The sequence below is a fragment of the Streptomyces sp. JJ66 genome (genome assembly GCF_019303495.1).
Lineage (GTDB): Bacteria > Actinomycetota > Actinomycetes > Streptomycetales > Streptomycetaceae > Streptomyces.
In genome coordinates this window covers 40274-57842 of the sequence record NZ_JAEVFI010000005.1, presented here as the reverse complement: position 1 = coordinate 57842, position 17569 = coordinate 40274, and the positions used below count along the sequence as shown (strand labels likewise).

Below are 17569 nucleotides of genomic sequence, written 5' to 3'. Positions count from 1 at the left end.
GGCATCCGCACGCCGGGCGCCTGCCCGCGCACGTTGCCTCCCCCCGCGCACGTGCGGTGGCCCTTGTTACGGTGGCACCGGCCGGGGTACCTGCGGGTAGGGCGGCCGGGGCAACCCACCGCCGGGAGGCCCGAAGGCAGCCGTCGGCGTCTACACCGGGCCGTCTGCCGCAAGGACCGCACCGCGACCCGAGGAGCCAGCCCGATGACGCCGAGGACGCCGCCCAAGACGTGGACGACCGCCGACATCCCCGACCTCACCGGCCGCACCGCCGCCGTGACCGGGGCGAACAGCGGCATCGGCCTGGTGACAGCACGTGAGCTGGCCCGCGCGGGCGCCCACGTCTGGCTCGGCTGCCGGGACCCGCGCCGGGGCCGGGACGCCCACGACCAGCTGACCCGCGAGGTACCGAAGGGGAGCTTCGAACTCGTCCAACTCGACCTCGCCGACCTGTCCTCCGTCCGGGACGCCGCCGAGCGCATCGGCCGCGAGACCGGCGGCACGCTGGATGTGCTGGTCAACAACGCCGGAGTGATGGCGCTGCCGCTGCGGCGCACCGCCGACGGGTTCGAGATGCAGTTCGGCACCAACCACCTCGGTCACTTCGCACTCACCGGGCGCCTGCTCCCGGCACTGCGCGCGGCGCGGGCGGCCCGCGTCGTCACGGTGTCCTCCCTGGCCCACCGCATCGGCCGTATCGACTTCGGCAACCTCTCCGCCGAGCGGCGCTACAGCAAGTGGCTCGCCTACGGGCAGTCCAAGCTGGCCAACCTGCTGTTCACCCATGAGCTGGACCGCCGCGCCCGGGCCGCCGGATGGACGCTGACAGCCGTCGCCGCGCACCCCGGCATGTCGGCCACCAACCTCGCGGCGGCCGGACCCCGGCTGGCCGGACGTACCCGTCAGGCGGAGCTGCTGCACCGGGGCACGCGCCTGATGACGCAGAGCGCGGAAGGCGGCGCCCTGCCCACCCTGCGCGCCGCTACCGACCCGGACGTCACCGGCGGCGACTACCTCGGTCCCGGCGGCGTCTTCGAAACCCGCGGCGCGCCCGTGTGGGTCAGCACTACCGCCGCCGCCCGCGACCGCGCCACGGCCCACCACCTGTGGGCCGTCTCCGAGGAGCTGACCGGCGTGACATACCCGGGCCTTTGACCCTTCCCCCAGCTGAGGGAGAGGTGAACCAATCTGGGTTTGAGGGAGATATTGATGTGCCCCGGGTTTGACACCTTAGAGATCATGGAAGAGGCAGGCGGCCGCTCTGGCTGCCTGCCTTGGATGAACACCTGAGCGCGGACGGGCGAAAGTCAGACGAGCACTCAGTGGGGCCGACCGGTCAATGCGATGATCGCGTGGGCGGCTGAGGCGAGCGTGACGTGTCGGTGCCACCCATCGAAGGAGCGTCCGGCGTAGTCGCGAATTCCGACCCGGTCCGAGATCGCAGTGAAGTCCTGTTCGACCTTTTCCGTGAGCCTGCTCAATCGCATGAGAGAAGCCGGTTGCGCAGTCCTCATGGTGGTCAGCCACAGCTCCTTCTGGCCGCGCCCGTGGCTGTCCCTCACGCCGAGCAGGAGCAGGTCGTCACAGACGGGGGGCAGCGTGGACGCGCTCGGCAACGCGACCCGCACGGTGGCTGCCAGCCGCGCAAGCCGGGGGTTGGAGTCCGTCCAGACAGCGGGAGGTCGTAGACTGCTGGCTATTTCCATAATCTGACCAGCGGTCAACTCCCTGCTCCCATTGACAGGGACCATGGGGTCGGTGACGGTCAGACGCAGATCACGACCGACTTTCACCAGGAGAGGGACGCCCGAAGCGGCGAGTTCCTTGAAGATCGTCACGGTGTGGGCTTCACACATGTCAACGATTAGCGGCCGAACGGGCAGTTCCCATTCCATGAAAGTCTCAGAACAAACCCCCATCAAGCATTCCGCCAGGCTTTCCGGCTCAACTCCATCGGGTATCGACACTCGACTGCGCCTATTGCGGTCCCTAAGCCAGGCATGAGGCAGGTACAGGCGCCAGTTGAGCGGCACGGCCATCTCTTGCGAGGTGGCCCATATACCTATTGCGCGCTGCGCGTTCAGAACTCGACCCACGCTGGGAAAGAAGTTTCTTTCCACGCCCACAGATTGTTGCCCTGACTTCGGTATGATCATGAGCCGAGCCACCCAAGCTTGCGGCTGCATCATATCCATCACATGCTCGGCGAAAGCCTGTCGCATGGCGCTCCAGTCCCATGTTGAGGAGGAAATAAAATGGTGTAAGTTCTGCTCCGATACGTGGTCACTAAACAGCTCGGCGATCGCTCGTATGGATTTCCGTCCCCTGACCTCCAAAAGGCCACGCAAATAATACATGGCTTTCCTGTGTTGATCACTGCGGTTCAGCGAGGCGAACATCAGGGAGGTAAGTTCGGCGAGAGTCAGATTGTGTGAATCTGCGGGAAGCGGGGGAATCGCCTCTCGCGGCCCGGCCTCGGGAGAGATATCGATGCAGGTCATGATCCTCCTTGCCATCGGGTAAGGACTGCTGCTGGGGGGAGGCACGTAGGTACTGATCCGTCGAGGGTGACGGAGGGCGCCGCAGTCACCCTCGGTCGTACGAACAGCGGAAGAGGCGGGATTCAGCAGCGACACCGCAGGGTATCGGGGGCGCCGCAACCACCACACATGCGACAACATCGTGGCCCCGGTTGCGAAGACCCCTGCCCTCGGCGCTCTCCGGACTGGTAGTCCGCCCAGCGAGGAGCGCATGCCCTGGCCTGCCTTTCCACAGGTTCCTCACCGGCTCGCCCCCTGCATCGTTGCCGACGGAACCGCACCTGGTGCCTGTCTGATCAGGTCAGTGATTCAGTGCTACTGATCGGCCGTGACTCACTGGCCAGCCTGCTTTGGCAGGTCAGTACTCGCAGTGTGTCGGCAGAGGCCGATTCCTTCGGAGTGTAGATCTCAAGCCGGTGGTCGGGACTGTCGGGCTGGAGCCACACCTGGTAGTCCACGTTCACCGCACCAACGGTGGGGTGCTGCAGAGCCATGGCCCCGACGGTGCAGTCGGAAACATCACCAGTCGCCCACATCGTGGCGAAGTCGTCGCTGCACATGGCGAGTTCGCCGATCAATTCCGCCAGCCGAGCATCGGTGGGGTACCGGCCCGCGGTAAGTCGCAGATAGGCGACGTGGACGCGGGCGAGTTCGTGCCAGTTGCGGTACATGTCGCGGGTGAGGACATCGAGGAAGAACATCCGGGGGATCGACGGACGCCGTGACGGATCCGGTGGTGCGTCGAACGAGATGTGCTCGGCAACGAGTGCGTGCCCGGTGCGGTTCCAGGCGAGCACGTCTCCGCGCCTGCCGAGAACAACCGCAGGTGTGGCCTCACCGAGTGACTCCAGAAGTGTGAGGACGCGAGGGTGAGGCTTCTCGGGAGGTGGTTCGCGCAGACCGGGCTTCGCAGATTGCCGAGCGAGATTATGCAGATGGACGGTTTCTACCTGGTCGAGCCGTAGCACACGGGCAAGCGCGTCGAGAACCTGCTCGGAAGCAGTCTCAGCCTGGCCTTGCTCCAAGCGCGTGTAGTACCCAGCACTCATCCCAGCCAGCTGGGCGAGCTCTTCCCGCCGTAAGCCAGGGACTCGGCGAGAGGTGCCGTAGGTGCGCAAGCCGATCTCGGCCGGGGTGACGCGAGCACGACGACTTTTCAGAAACGTTCCGAGGGTCTCCATGAGTCGAGCCTACGTTGCTCACCAGGTCTGTGGGTGTACCTGCCGGGTGTACCCACGGCAGGGGGATGGTTGTCGACCGCGCTGCGTCAGACCGTGGACGTCATGACTGAACAGCGTGTGCACAGCTCACCCGGACTGCGGGCGTGGCTCGGGCTGGCGGTGATCCTGGGACCGGTCCTCCTCGTCTCCATGGACGGATCGATCCTGTTTCTGGCGATGCCGCGGATCAGCCAAGCCCTCTCGCCGACCGCTGACCAGGCGTTGTGGATCTTGGACATCTACGGATTTGCCGTCGGCTCCTTGCTGGTCGCCTTTGGCAGCATTGGCGACCGCTACGGTCGGCTGAAGCTGCTGATGATCGGCGCGACGGTGTTCGGAATCGGTTCCGTTGGGGCAGCATTCGCTCCAAACGCAGAGCTTCTCATCGCCTTCCGAGCACTTATGGGGGTGGCCGGCGCGACCCTCCTACCCTCGGCGCTGGCCGTGCTGAGCGAGTTGTTCCCCGACTCCCGGCGCCGGGCCCAAGCCATCGGTATCTTCGCAGCAGCATTTGCAGCCGGGTTCGCCATTGGTCCAGTCGTCGGCGGTTCCCTACTGGAGCGGTTCTGGTGGGGCTCGGTGTTTCTGGTCAATCTCCCCGTACTCGTCGTTTTTTTGCTGTTCGCGCCCACACTTCTCCGTGAGGTTCACGCGACTCGGCAAGGTCGCATCGACGCGCTCAGTGTCGCAACCTCCGCTGGAGGTCTTCTGCTCACGATGTACGGTCTCAAGCGCATGGCCGCAGACGGGGTGTCAGTCCTGCCAGTCTTGGCGGCGCTTCTCGGCATCGCGCTATTGACGTTTTTCGCTCTGCGCCAGCGGCACCTTGAGCACCCGCTGATCGATTTCTCCCTGTTCCGTGACCGCGTCTTCACAATCGCGATCATCACTGGTCTGCTGCCGCTGGCAGCGTGGTCGGCAGCGGCATACCTGGCAGGCATCTACCTCCAGTCCGTCCTAAGCCTGAGCGTCCTGCACGCTGCACTCCTGGCGCTCCCGGGTGCGGTCGTCCTCACGGTCTCCTGCATTATCACACCGACGGTCGTCGATCGCATCGGTAAGAAGACCGCACTCATCATCTGCCACTTCTCCATCGCGGCCGGTCTGGGGCTCTTGCTCCTCACCACGACGGCAGACGGGGTCGGTTGGTATGTCGCCTCAACGGTGATCGCTAGTGTGGGCTACGGCATCTCCTTCAGCCTCGTCGCCGACACCGCGGTCGGTGCAGTACCTACGGAGCGAGCAGGGTCAGCCGGCGCGATCGCCGAGACCAGCAACGAGATCGGCAATGCCCTCGGTATCGCACTCCTCGGCTCACTCGCCGCGCTAATCTTCCGGCTCCAGGGGCCAGCTCTTGCCCCCACCCTCGACGAGACCCTTCAGCTACCCGACCTCGTGCCCACCGCACTTCAGGAGGCGAAGGCGGCCTTCGTTACCGGCCTTCACGCTGCTGCCGCGGTGGCCGGCCTGTTGCACGCCGTACTCGGGGTTGTCGCGCTGCGCTGGCTCCCCAAGTCGGAGCCCAGTGAACCTGACACCCGTATGCCTGGCGAGCCCACTGCGGACCGAGTGGAAAGCAAGGCTTGATCACCCATCACCAGTCCCTGTTCGGCCTTCGCCGAACAGGGACTGGTGATGCGCTGCCGGTGAAGCTTCCCCTGTCCAGCGCCGACGCCGGACCTGATCGGCCGGGACTTCACCGCCGCACGCCCCGGTACCTGGGCCGCCGGGGACATTACCCACCTCCACCCCAAGGGCTGGCTCTACCTGCTGACCCGAACTTGACGCACTTTCGACCACCTGACGGACCGCTGACTACTTGACGGACTACACCGAAAGTGCTTGGCAAGCGATCTTGTCACGTTCCATGATCTGTCGTGTCGACGAGACGCGTCGGCGGACGACCGGGGGGTCGAGCGTGTTTGCTGTGGTCGATTATCCGCCCACTTTGATTCCCCATCCATTTCCCTTGATGCCGCCTGCAAAAATGCGGGCGGCAGGGCGGCGTTCCTACGGCATTCATGATGGGTGAAACAATGGACGATGGACTGCTCGATATCAAGTACGAGTCAGCACTGCAGCAGCCGCCGTGGGGAGACCGCGCCCGCGCCAGAGAGATCCGGAAGGAACTCGCAAACCGTCCTCCTCTCGTAGAGGCCCGGGACGTGGACGGGTTGCGTGTCCTGCTCAGTCAGGTCGCGGCGGGAGAAGCCCATGTCATGCAAGTCGGCGACTGCGCCGAGGACCCGGCAGAGAGCACCGGCGACCACGTGGCACGCAAGGCGGGGCTGTTAAACATGCTCGCCGGCGCACTGGAGATGGAAAGCGGCAAGCCGGTCGTGCGCGTGGGTCGAATCGCCGGTCAGTACGCCAAACCTCGTTCGCAACCCCTGGAACAAGTGGGAGATCTCAAACTCCCTGTCTACCGGGGACACATGGTCAACAGCCCAGAGCCCGATCCCGCTCTGCGGGAACCCGATCCGGAACGGATACTGACAGGGTATCAGTCGGCCTACGATATCATGGGCCACCTCGGCTGGCGCGCCCCGCGTGCTCACACCCTGATCGGCGCGCCGGTCTGGACGAGCCACGAGGCCCTGCTCCTCGACTACGAGATCCCCATGGTGCGTCGCGACGAGCAGGGGCGCCTGATGCTGGCCTCCACGCACTGGCCGTGGATCGGCGAGCGCACCCGTCAGGTCGACGGAGCACATGTGGCCCTGCTCGCCCAAGTGGCCAATCCCGTGGCGTGCAAGGTCGGCCCGCGGATGACCCCCGACGAGCTGCGGGTCCTCTGTGAACGGCTCGACCCCGCTCGCACGCCGGGCAGGCTCACCCTGATCGCCCGGATGGGAGCCGACTCGGTGGCCGAACGGCTGCCTCCGCTCGTCGAGGCTGTCCGGGCAGCTGGACATCCGGTGCTCTGGCTGAGCGACCCCATGCACGGAAACACGGTCACCACGCCAGGTGGGGTAAAGACCCGCTTCGTGAGCTCGGTGACGTACGAAATCGAGCGGTTTCAGACGGCGGTCGCGACTGCAGGCGGCGTGCCGGGCGGCCTCCACCTGGAGACCACCCCCGACGACGTCAGCGAGTGCGTCACCGACGAATCCGGTATCGACCGTGTCGGAACGCTTTACACCAGCTTCTGCGACCCGCGTCTCAACCCCGCCCAGGCTCTCGCCTCGGTCGGTGCCTGGCGGGTAAGCGGACGGGCGGCAGCCACGGTCATGGCCTGAGAGCACCGGCTCCGCACTCAAGCGCCCGGCGGCCCCGGGTTCGTCTCACGACCTGCAGGAGCTCAAGAGCTCAGGTGGAATTTCAGGAAGGAACATCATGGCGGGCATTCCCCCCATTGAGCCCTATTCACTGCCGTCAGCGGAGGTCCTGCCTCCCAACACCGCTCACTGGACCGTGGACCCCGGCCGGGTGGCCTTGCTCGTCCACGACATGCAGCACTACTTTCTGCAGCCGTTTCCGCGCGCAGTCCGCGACCCGCTCGTACGCAACGCGGCCCGGTTGCGGCGCCAAGCCGTCGCATCGGGCGTGCCTGTGGCGTACACAGCCCAGCCCGGTGGTATGTCGGACGAGCAGCGCGGGCTGCTGAAGGACTTCTGGGGACCTGGCATGCGCGTCGACCCAGCTGACCGGGCGGTCGTCGAACCGCTCGCGCCCGCGCCCCGGGATGCGGTGTTCACCAAGTGGCGCTACAGCGCCTTCCACCGTTCGGGACTCCTGCGCTGGCTGCGCGAGCACGGCCGCGACCAACTGGTCATCTGCGGCGTGTACGCGCACGTCGGCGTGCTGATGAGCGTGGTGGAGGCGTTCACCCACGACATCCAACCGTTCTTGGTGGCCGACGCCGTCGCGGACTTCTCCGCCGACGACCACCGCCTCGCCATCGAGTACGCGGCCCGGCGCTGCGCCGTGGTCACCACCACCGACTCCATCGCCACCGCGCTGGAGTCATCCACCCCGCCCGTCCCGTCCGACGCTCAGGAACTGAACATATGACCGCACACCCCCTGGCCGAGGAGCTCCTCGACCGGGTACTGGCGCCCCAACCACCCGCCTTCGCGTTACTGCACCGCCCGGAGGCGACTGGCCCGAACACGCTCGACGTGCTCGTGGGCGACATCTCGACAGCAGCAACCCTGGGGGACATCCCCGTTTCGGAATGCCCGTCGGGCCCCGATAGCGCTCACCACGACGTGCTGGCGCTCATCCCGTACCGGCAGATCGCTGAGCGCGGATTCGCCTGCGTGGATGACGGCGAGCCGCTCCTCGCCATGACCGTCACTGGCCAGGGCCAGCTGCCTGTGGCTGAGGTGCTGGAGCATCTGCCGAACGAGCCGACGCTGGTGACCGGCGAGCACTTCGACGTTACCGACGAGGACTACGCCGATCTGGTCCGCGCGGTCATCGCGGACGAGATCGGCGAAGGCAAGGGCGCCAACTTCGTCATCAAGCGCTCCTTCGTCGCAGACATCACCGACTACTCCCACCACAAAGCGCTGTCGTTCTTCCACCGCCTCCTGCGCGGCGAGTCGGGCGCCTACTGGACCTTCATCGTCCACACCGGCGACCGCACCTTCGTGGGTGCCACTCCCGAGCGTCACGTCAGCCTCACGGGTGGCACCGCCGTCATGAACCCCATCAGCGGCACCTACCGCTACCCGGCCACCGGACCGACCCTCACAGGTGTCCTGGACTTCCTGGCCGACCGTAAGGAAGCTGACGAACTGTACATGGTCGTCGACGAAGAGCTGAAGATGATGGCCAGGATCTGCGCGTCGGGCGGCCGCGTGGTAGGCCCACACCTCAAGGAAATGGCTCGGCTCGCACACACCGAGTACTTCATCGAGGGACATAGCACCCTCGACCCGCGCTTGATCCTGCGGGAGGCAATGTTCGCCCCGACGGTTACCGGCAGCCCCGTCGAAAGCGCCTGCCGGGTCATCAGCCGGTACGAGTCACACGGCCGCGGCTACTACAGCGGAGTGCTGGCCCTCATCGGGCGAGACACCAACGGCGAGCCCGCCCTGGACTCATCCATCGCGATCCGGACTGCCGATATCGACGCCAGGGGGCGGGTGCGGGTGGGCGTCGGTGCCACCCTCGTACGCCACTCCAACCCCGCTTCCGAAGTTGCCGAGACCCGGGCGAAGGCGGCTGGGCTGCTTGCCGCCCTGCGGACGGACAGCGGCCCCGCAGGGCAACGCCCCGCGCTGGGTGCCGACTCGCCCATAGGTCAGCCGACTTACTTCGCGAGGCACCCGGACGTCCGAGCGGTCCTAGAACGGCGTAACACGACACTCGCCGGCTTCTGGCTGGCGAAGGATGCCACCCGCCTGCATCCTGTGCCAGCCCTGAGCGGTCGTACGGCCTTGGTAGTGGATGCGGAGGACACCTTTACTTGGATGCTCCGCCACCAACTTCGTTCGCTGGGACTGTTGGTGACGGTGTGCCGTTTCGACGAGCCCTACGCCTTCGACGGGCACGACCTCGTCCTCATGGGCCCTGGCCCCGGCGACCCTCGAGAAGCCGGCAACCCAAAGATCGCCCATCTGCACCGGGCGGTCGAAACCCTACTGCGGGAACGCCGTCCGTTCCTCGCGGTCTGCCTCAGTCACCAGGTGCTCAGCACCCAACTCGGATTCCCTCTACGCCGCAGGGACGTACCCAACCAAGGCGTGCAGCGACAGATTGATTTCTTCGGCAGCCGCGAACGCGTCGGCTTCTACAACACATTCGCAGCCCGCAGCGCTGAGGAGGAGGTGTTGTGCGACGGCGTGGGCCCGATACGAGTGAGTAGGGATGTGGTCACCGGTGAGGTGCACGCGCTTCGCGGTCCGCACTTCGCCTCAACACAGTTCCACGCCGAGTCGCTGCTCACCGAGCACGGCGTCCGTATCGTCGGCGCCTTGTTGGCCGAGGTGGTGGACAAGCAGGCGATGTGAGGACCGGCCGGGGCACCGGAACAACCTGGCGCTCTCCTGGCCGGATCGCCTTGACCACTCCATCAACCGTGTCGGCCCACTCTCTCACTCTCCGAGATTCTCATGCACACCCGACACATAGTCATCAACTATCTGACGTGGAGATCACATTGCGAATCGCACAAGTCATGGCAGATGTCTTTGAGCGCCACGCGGACCGACCCGCCGTCGGCGAACGCGCGAAGGAGTTCGTGCGGGACGCTCGGACCGGGCTCGTCTCGGCCCGACTGCTGCCACACTACGAGACCACCACCTACAGCGAACTGTGGAGTCGAATCCGCGCGGTGGCACGCGAATGGCACCATCACCCGCAGCGCCCTCTGAGGGCGGGCGACCATGTGGCCCTGCTCGGTTTCACCAGCCGGGACTACGCAACGCTGGACTTGGCCTGCATCCACCTCGGTCTCGTCAGCGTTCCGCTGCAAACCAGTGCGCCTATCGAGCATTTGAGGTCCATCGTGGCAGAGAGCGAGCCGTTCCTCCTCGCCACGAACATCGAGCGCCTGGGCACGGCGACCGAACTGGCCCTGCACACACCCTCGGTCCAGCGGCTGGTCGTGTTCGACTATCACCCACAGGCCGAGGACCAGGCGGACCGATTCGCCACCGCCCGCGAGAGTCTTGCACGGGCTGGACGGGAGGTAGACCTCATAGCCCTGTCGGAAATCCTTGACCGAGGCGCAGACCTGTCCGAGGCACCCCTGCACACCCCCGGCAAGGAGGAGGATCCTCTCTCGATGCTCATCTACACCTCGGGGAGCACAGGAACGCCGAAGGGCGCCATGTATAGCGAGCGGTTGGCCCGGGCGATGTGGGGCGGCACCTGGTCAAAGCTGTTCGCCGGCACGGACGTGGTCACCATCAACTACATGCCGATGAGCCATGTCGCCGGCCACTCCTCGCTGAAGAACGCACTGGTACGCGGTGGCATCAGCTGCTTCACTGCCAGCAGCGATCTGTCGACACTCTTTGAGGACATCGCACTCGTACGACCCACTGAGCTGTCCCTGGTGCCGCGCGTATGCGAGATGCTTCACCAGCGTTACCTGAGCGAGCTGGACCGGCTGACCACCGAAGGCGCTCACCTGGAGGTGGCTGCGACAGAGGTGCGCAAGCACCTCCGCGAGGACGTCCTCGGCGGGCGCGTCACCTGGGCCAGTTCCAGCTCCGCGCCGTTGTCCGCCGAACTGACCGAGTTCACCGAGGGCCTCCTCGGCATCCCCCTCCACAACATCTACGGTTCCACGGAGGCTGCGGGCATCTCCGTGGATGGTGAGCTGCTGCGCCCGCCCGTGACCGACTACAAGCTGGCTGACGTGCCTGAGCTTGGCTACTTCCGCACGGACACTCCGCACCCTCGGGGCGAGCTCCTCCTCAAGAGTGACTCCATCATTCCCGGCTACTACAAGCAACCCGAGTTGACGAGGGATCTTTTCGACGAGGACGGCTACTACAAGTCCGGCGACATCGTCGCGGAGCTCGGTCCGCACCGCATCGCAGTTGTGGACCGCCGCAAGAGTGTCCTGAAGCTTTCCCAGGGCGAATTCGTGGCGACCGCCCGGTTGGAAGCGGTTTTCGCCGCCAGTCCGCTGATACGGCAGATCTTCGTCCACGGCAAGAGCGAGCGCTCCTACCTGCTCGCTGTCGTCGTCCCCACCCCGGACGCCCTGGCACGGTACGGGGAGGACCGGGAGCACCTCGAACAGCTGCTGAGCGAATCGTTCCGGCGGATCGCGAAGGACGCTGGCCTGAACTCGTACGAGATCCCCCGGGGCCTGCTGCTCGAGACCGAGCCGTTCAGCCAGATCAACGGCCTGCTCTCGGACCACCGCAAGTTGCTGTGGCCCAAGCTCGTGGAACACTACGGCGAGCGGCTGGAGCAACTGTACGCCGACATCTCGGCCCGCGAGAGGCAAGAGTTGCTTGACCTACGCCGCACAGGCAGCGACCGGCCGGTGCTGGAGACAGTCCAGCAGGCGGCAAGGGCGCTGCTGGTGGCCTCAATGACCGAAGTGAGCCCTTCCGCCCACTTCCGGGACCTCGGTGGGGACTCGCTGTCGGCGGTGTCACTGTCGAATCTACTACACGATATCTTCGGTATCCGGGTACCGGTCGACGTCATCATCAGTCCCGCGCACGACCTGGGACAGCTAGCCGCCTACATCGAGGCCAAGCTCACGGCTCCCGCGACGCGACCCACGTTCGCCTCGGTACACGGCGAGGACGCCACCGAAGTGCATGCCAAGGACCTCACCCTGGACCGATTTATTGACACGGGGACGCTGGATGGCGCCCGTAGCCTCCCGGGACCTGCGGGGGGACCACACCGCGTCCTGCTGACCGGTGCGAGCGGGTACCTGGGGCGTTTCCTCACCCTGGAGTGGCTCCAGAGGCTAGCCTCAGTCGACGGCAAGCTGATCGTCTTGGTCCGCGGTAAGTCCCAGAATGCCGCCAGGCAGCGCTTGACCGACGCCTTCGGTAGCGACGCGCCCGAACTAACCCGCACCTTCGAGGAACTGGCCGCCGAACATCTGGAGGTCCTGACGGGCGACATCGCTGAGCCCAGACTAGGCCTGGACGAAGCAACGTGGGAACGGCTGACCAGCGAGGTGGATCTGATTGTCCACGCGGGCGCCCTGGTGAATCACGTGCTGCCCTACCACCACCTGTTCGACGCCAACGTAGTCGGAACCGCGGAACTCATCCGGCTGTCCCTGACCAACCGACTCAAGTCCTTCACGTACATCTCCAGCGTGGCCGTGGCAACGTCCCGGACAGGGCAACCTCTTGACGAGGATTCCGACGTGCGCACCGCGCTGCCGATCCAGCCCGTTGACGACGGGTACGCCAGCGGATACGCGACGAGCAAGTGGGCCGGAGAGGTGCTACTTCGAGAGGCCCACGATCTTTGCGGACTTCCGGTGACGGTGTTTCGATCCAACATGATCCTCGCGCACAGCCGGTATTCAGGGCAACTGAACATATCCGACATGTTCAGCCGACTCCTCTTCAGCGTGCTCGCGACTGGCGTGGCCCCACTCTCGTTCTACCAGACCGATAGCGGTGACCTGCCTCATGCCCACTACGATGGCCTGCCCGTTGACTTCACCACGGCGTCGGTCGTCACGTTGGGGTGGGACACCTCCGGGTACCGCACCTTCAGTCTGGTGAACCCGCACGACGACGGCATCTCGCTCGACACGTTCGTGCAGTGGCTCATCGACGACGGGCACCGCATCGAACGAATCGCGGACTACGGTGACTGGCTCGTTCGCCTCGAAGCCGCCCTGCGCACCCTGCCAGAGGCACTACGCCAGGCCTCGGTTCTCCCCCTCCTGCACGGCTTCCAGGAGCCGGAGAAGGCGGTGCCCGGTTCGGTCATCCCGTCGGCTCGCTTCCGGGAAGCAGTCCAGGCGACCGGCATCGGACCGGCCTGGGACATCCCGCACCTGTCTCCGGCCCTTATCTCAAAATATGCGACAGACCTGCGGCGCTTGATGGTCGCCTGAAGAGAGGTGTCGGGTCATAGCGACTCGGTGTCGTAGCCGCCAGGAGCCACGCATTTCATCGCCTGAAAGTGCGTGGCTTCTGAGCGCAGGTCTCCACAACCAAGGGGAAGCTTCACTTCTGACAGTGGGGTCCAGATGTGTTTACTCCCGAAGGGTTCAGTCGGTCAGGCTGGCGAAGACGCCGGACTTGGTGGCGTGGAGCAAGGCGGCCGCGCGGCGCTGGGAGGTACGGATGACGGTGGCGGGGGCGTCGCTCTCGCGCAGTGCAAGGTGATTCCGCTGCCGTCCCAGCTCCACACACTCGGGTCCGACGTTTCCGGAGAAGGACGACTTTTGCCAATGCACAAGCTCGTTGCTCATGTTCACAGTTCCCTCGCTGTCTGACGGATGAACTCTCGTGACGCTACGGCGTCCAAGGAGTCTTGCTGCGCGAAGTCCAGGAGCAGGCGGTGTCGCCGCAACTCCGCTTCGGCATCCCAGTGATAGCCACCCAGGTGGTTGTCCATTTGGGCGGTGTCGAGTTGGGGGACCACACCGCCTGCGTAAAGAACCGGTTGGGTGACCTCGATGTAGCGCTCACTGGTGAAGGGCAGCACACGAATGGTGACATTCGACCGTTCGGAGACTGCCAGCAAGCGGTCGAACTGTTGTATGAGAACCTTCCTGCCGCCGTAGCGCATACGGAGAGCTGCCTCATGGATGATCATGGTGAGAGGCGGGGGCACATCTCGGTCGAGGATGCGCTGGCGCCTCATTCGGTGCTCGACCCTCGCATCAATCTCTGCTGGCGGAAGCATCGTCACTTCGCTGCTGAACAGAGTGCGGGCGTAGTCCTCGGTCTGGAGCAGCCCTGGGATCGAGAGCGTCTGCAACGACCGGAGGTAGCTGGCGTGATGTTCCAGCTCCGCGATGTCGAGGAAGGCGGGCGGCAGGATGCCTCGGTACTCATCCCACCAAAACTGCCCTCGGCGCTCGTGGGTCATGGCTGCCAGCGCATCGATGAGCGCCTGGTCGTCGCACAGGTAGAACGCGGCCAGCGTGCGCAAGCGCTCCTCGCTCACTCCCATGCGACCGGCTTCGATGTTGCTCATCCTGGCCTGGTCCACTCCGAGCCGTCCAGCGGCTTCCCGTGCCGTCTTGCCAGCACGTTCACGCATCTTCCGCAACTCAGCACCGAGGCGCACCTGCCGGGCAGTTGGGTTCTCCCTCGGGGGCATCGCGCTTGTGAATCCTTCCGTTCATCCGCCGGTGAGCAGCGTACTTCTACCACGCCGGACCCCGTACGGGTTAACTTTCCGCATAACCTTGTACCGGTACGTGTTTGCGCCCTACTGTCGGTGGTGATACCGCTACGCGTCTCGGTAAGTCCGCAGTGCGGCTGCTCAGTTGTGGGTGGCAGGGCCACGGTGGGGCGTGGAGTGACCTGGTCAACGATGCCCTGTGGGAGGGGATATGGCCGTAGCCGTGCTGGACGGGGTGCGCACGTACCGGATGTGTGCGCCCAACGTGCCGGGGACCGCCAAGGTGGCGCGGGACATGGTGGCAGCGCTGCTGCACGCCAACGAGCGGGACGCGCTGGTGGACGTGGCGAAGCTGCTCGTCTCGGAGGTCGTCGCCAACGTGTGGATGCATACCAAGGTGCCGCAGCTGACCGTGGACGCGACGGTGCGGCCCTGGTGCCTGCTGGTGTCGGTGCTGGACGCCGAGCCGCGCGCGGTGCCGCTGGCACGGCGGGCGCTGAGTGTGGAGGAGGGCGGGCGAGGGCTGTGCCTGGTGCGGGAGCTGGCCGACGCGTGGGGGACGACGTGGTTCGGCGGGGTGGAGCCGACGGGCAAGAGTGTGTGGTTCGAGCTCCGGGACGGGACGCGGCAGGAGGCTCAGTCGTGACGTCGGCGCTGTTGTTCGGCGTGGTCGGGTTCACCGTGGGCGCGGTGATGAGCGCGCTGGTTCTCACCCCGGTGGAGGCGGCGCGGCCGGACGGGTCCTGCCCCGGGTGTGACGGTGGCTGTCGTCAGCTGATGGGTGGCGGGCAGCCCCGGTCCCGGTATCGGCCCCGGCACCGGCGCTCGTCATGGCCACGGCGCTGGCTCGGGTACCGGCTCCGGCGGTGATCCGCCGCCCGGGCGGCGGATGGGTCACGGTGGCCGCGCGGTCGGCACGGCGCCCCCCGGTGCCCCGTCACCCCGGGAAGCCCGGGTGACACGGACGCCCGGGCGGGTTCCGGCAACGCGGCAGCCCCCGCGCTCCCCGCCGGACGGCGGCCACGGGCACCCCGGTGGCCACGGGCCGTCCTGACGTGACGGAAGGACACGCCGGAAGCCCAGACGCCCCCGGTCACGGGGACGCCCCTGGCGACCGGGGTCGCCAGGGGCGTCGGGTGCCGTCAGGAGGCGGCGGGGGTGTCAGGGCTGGGGTGGGCGGTCTTCGCCGCGGCCGTGGGGCTGGTCGCCGCCGATCTCCTTGTCCAGCCGCTCCTGGGCGGTGTCCACGTGCTTGCTGTACTTGTCGCCCGTACGGCGGTCCACGTAGTCGCCGCCCTTCTCGACGCCCTTGTGGGCCTTGTCCTCGTGGCCCTTCAGCATCCCCTTGAGCTTATCCTTCATGGACATGGCAGTCCCTTCAGCCGTGGTGCACGGTCCTGGTACAGGATCACCACACTTGGGATGGTTTCGCATCCCGAGCGCGGAGGAAGGTGCCTCGCCCTCCGACCACCCCGCGCGCCGACCACCCCGCGCACCTACGCCCCCGCGTCGCCGCTCCCCCGGATCAGGTCGGCCGCACGTTCGGCGACCAGCAGGACCGTAACCATGGGGTTGATCGTCGGCATAGTCGGGAAGACGGAGGCGTCCACGACGCGGATGCCGTCGATGCCGCGCAGCCGCAGCTCGGAGTCGAGGACGGCGAGGGGGTCGTCACCGGCGCCCATGCGGCAGGTACCCGCCGGGTGGTAGACGGTGTGGGCGACGCGGCGGCCGTACTCGGAGAGTTCCGCGTCCGTCTCCAGGTCCGGGCCGGGGGCGATCTCGCGGACCAGCCAGGAGCGCAGCGGCTCGGCGCGCGCGACCTCCCGGGCGATGCGCAGGCCGTCCACGATGGTGCGTTCGTCGTAGCCCTCGGGGTCGGTGAAGTAGCGGAAGTCCAGCGCCGGCTTGTCCGCCGGGTCGGCGCTGCGCAGCCACATGCGGCCGGTGGAGCGGGCGCGCGGCACGTTGGGCGTCATGCACACCCCGTGTTCGGGCGTGGGGTAGCCCAGGCGCTCGGTGTTGACGGTGAACGGCACCTGGTAGAAGTGGAACATCAGGTCCGGGCGCGGCTGGCTGCGGTCGCGGCGCAGGAACAGGCCCGCGTCGGAGTCCATCGCGGAGTTGGGCGGAAGTGGCTGGCGCGTCTCCCAGACGATGACGGACTCGGGGTGATCGAGCAGGTTCTCGCCGACGCCGGGCAGGTCGGCGACGATGTCGATGCCGTGCCGCCGCAGCTCCTGGGCGGGGCCGATGCCCGAGAGCATGAGCAGGCGCGGGGTGTCGATGGCCCCGGCGCACAGGATCAGCTCGCGCTCGGCGCGCACGACGGCGGTGGTGCCGTCGGAGCGGCGGACGCGGACTCGGGTGTGGCGGCCACCGGCGTCGGGCAGCAGCCGGTAGGCCCAGGTCTCCAGCAGCAGCGTGAGGTTCGGCCGGTCCATGATGTCGTGCAGGTAGGCGACGGAGGCCGAGGAGCGGTTGCCGGTAGCCGGGTCGTAGGCGAGGGAGAAGAAGCCGGTTCCGTCGGGGAAGGGCCGGGCGTTGAAGTCGTCGATGACGGGCACGTCCAGCGATGCGGAGGCGGCGGTGACGAAGTCCTTCGCGATCGCGTTGCGGTCACCCTCGCCCACGGGGACGATGTTCGTCCGCAGCTTGTCGCGGTAGGGCAACAGGGTCTCGGGGCCCCAGCCAGTGCAGCCCATCGCCGTCCACTCCTCCAGGTCCTGCGGCAGCGGCAGGAAGCTGATGAGGGTGTTGTGCGAGGAGCAGCCGCCCAGGACGCGGGCGCGCGAGTGCAGGATGTGGGAGTTGCCCCGGGGCTGCTCGACGGTGGTGTAGCCGTAGTCGAACTCGGAGTCGAGCAGGTTGATCCAGTTGCGCAGCTTCAGGATGCGTTCGTCGCCGACATCGCTGGGGCCGCCCTCGATGACGGCGACGCGGGTGGCGCGGTCCTCGCTCAGCCGGGCGGCGAGCACGCAGCCGGCGGTGCCGCCGCCGACGATGACGTAGTCGTAGGTCTCTTCGTTCGTCGAGGTCGCCATGGGTGGGAATGCCCCC

At 66.5% G+C, this 17569-nt stretch carries 13 protein-coding genes; 7 read left to right on the top strand and 6 right to left on the bottom strand.

Annotation, left to right across the window (positions count from 1 at the left end; all coding sequences use genetic code 11):
* Nucleotides 1–204: 204 nt before the first annotated feature.
* On the top strand, nucleotides 205–1155 hold the full coding sequence (locus tag JJV70_RS05060) for an oxidoreductase (RefSeq protein WP_219046488.1): 951 nt from the start codon (nucleotides 205–207) through the stop codon (nucleotides 1153–1155).
* Between the two features lie 164 nt (nucleotides 1156–1319).
* Here JJV70_RS05060 and JJV70_RS05055 read toward each other — a convergent pair whose 3' ends face one another.
* Together JJV70_RS05055 and JJV70_RS05050 are read right to left on the bottom strand one after the other, a co-directional pair.
* Entirely contained in the window at nucleotides 1320–2501 is a 1182-nt protein-coding gene (locus JJV70_RS05055; protein WP_257573412.1) for a transposase, read from the bottom strand.
* Nucleotides 2502–2836: 335 nt separating this feature from the next.
* Nucleotides 2837–3721: a helix-turn-helix transcriptional regulator gene (locus JJV70_RS05050; protein WP_219046487.1), complete on the bottom strand. Its 885-nt coding sequence runs from the start codon at nucleotides 3719–3721 to the stop codon at nucleotides 2837–2839.
* A gap of 102 nt (nucleotides 3722–3823) precedes the next feature.
* On the opposite strand from JJV70_RS05050, the gene JJV70_RS05045 reads away from it, so the two are divergent.
* The 5 genes from JJV70_RS05045 (at nucleotide 3824) to car (ending at nucleotide 13268) form a co-directional block, all read left to right on the top strand.
* Nucleotides 3824–5347, top strand: coding sequence for an MFS transporter (locus JJV70_RS05045; protein ID WP_219046486.1), 1524 nt, complete (start codon nucleotides 3824–3826; stop codon nucleotides 5345–5347).
* A 449-nt stretch (nucleotides 5348–5796) separates the two neighbouring features.
* Nucleotides 5797–6999, top strand: a complete 1203-nt coding sequence (locus tag JJV70_RS05040) for a 3-deoxy-7-phosphoheptulonate synthase (protein WP_219046485.1) — start codon at nucleotides 5797–5799, stop codon at nucleotides 6997–6999.
* Nucleotides 7000–7096: 97 nt separating this feature from the next.
* The gene (locus tag JJV70_RS05035; RefSeq protein WP_219046484.1) at nucleotides 7097–7774 is read left to right on the top strand and encodes an isochorismatase family protein; all 678 of its coding nucleotides are present in this window, start codon (nucleotides 7097–7099) and stop codon (nucleotides 7772–7774) included.
* Nucleotides 7771–9720: an anthranilate synthase family protein gene (locus JJV70_RS05030; protein WP_219046483.1), complete on the top strand. Its 1950-nt coding sequence runs from the start codon at nucleotides 7771–7773 to the stop codon at nucleotides 9718–9720. Before JJV70_RS05035 ends, JJV70_RS05030 begins: the two co-directional genes overlap by 4 nt.
* Nucleotides 9721–9857: 137 nt before the next feature.
* Nucleotides 9858–13268 carry a carboxylic acid reductase gene (gene car, locus JJV70_RS05025; protein ID WP_308294687.1) on the top strand — a complete coding sequence of 1137 codons (3411 nt, stop codon included), beginning with the start codon at nucleotides 9858–9860 and terminating at the stop codon, nucleotides 13266–13268.
* Between the two features lie 156 nt (nucleotides 13269–13424).
* Here the strand turns inward: car and JJV70_RS05020 are convergent, their stop codons facing one another.
* Both JJV70_RS05020 and JJV70_RS05015 read right to left on the bottom strand, forming a co-directional pair.
* Nucleotides 13425–13628 carry a DUF397 domain-containing protein gene (locus tag JJV70_RS05020; protein ID WP_219046482.1) on the bottom strand — a complete coding sequence of 68 codons (204 nt, stop codon included), beginning with the start codon at nucleotides 13626–13628 and terminating at the stop codon, nucleotides 13425–13427.
* 2 nt (nucleotides 13629–13630) lie between these two features.
* On the bottom strand, nucleotides 13631–14485 hold the full coding sequence (locus JJV70_RS05015) for a helix-turn-helix transcriptional regulator (RefSeq protein WP_219046481.1): 855 nt from the start codon (nucleotides 14483–14485) through the stop codon (nucleotides 13631–13633).
* A 235-nt stretch (nucleotides 14486–14720) separates the two neighbouring features.
* On the opposite strand from JJV70_RS05015, the gene JJV70_RS05010 reads away from it, so the two are divergent.
* On the top strand, nucleotides 14721–15155 hold the full coding sequence (locus JJV70_RS05010; protein ID WP_219046480.1) for an ATP-binding protein: 435 nt from the start codon (nucleotides 14721–14723) through the stop codon (nucleotides 15153–15155).
* 515 nt (nucleotides 15156–15670) lie between these two features.
* Here the strand turns inward: JJV70_RS05010 and JJV70_RS05005 are convergent.
* Together JJV70_RS05005 and JJV70_RS05000 are read right to left on the bottom strand one after the other, a co-directional pair.
* A complete protein-coding gene (locus JJV70_RS05005; RefSeq protein WP_219046479.1) occupies nucleotides 15671–15877 on the bottom strand; it encodes an antitoxin in 207 nt (68 codons plus the stop codon).
* A 128-nt stretch (nucleotides 15878–16005) separates the two neighbouring features.
* Nucleotides 16006–17553 (bottom strand): GMC family oxidoreductase, encoded by a 1548-nt coding sequence (locus tag JJV70_RS05000; protein ID WP_219046478.1) that lies wholly within the window; start codon nucleotides 17551–17553, stop codon nucleotides 16006–16008.
* Nucleotides 17554–17569: the final 16 nt, after the last annotated feature.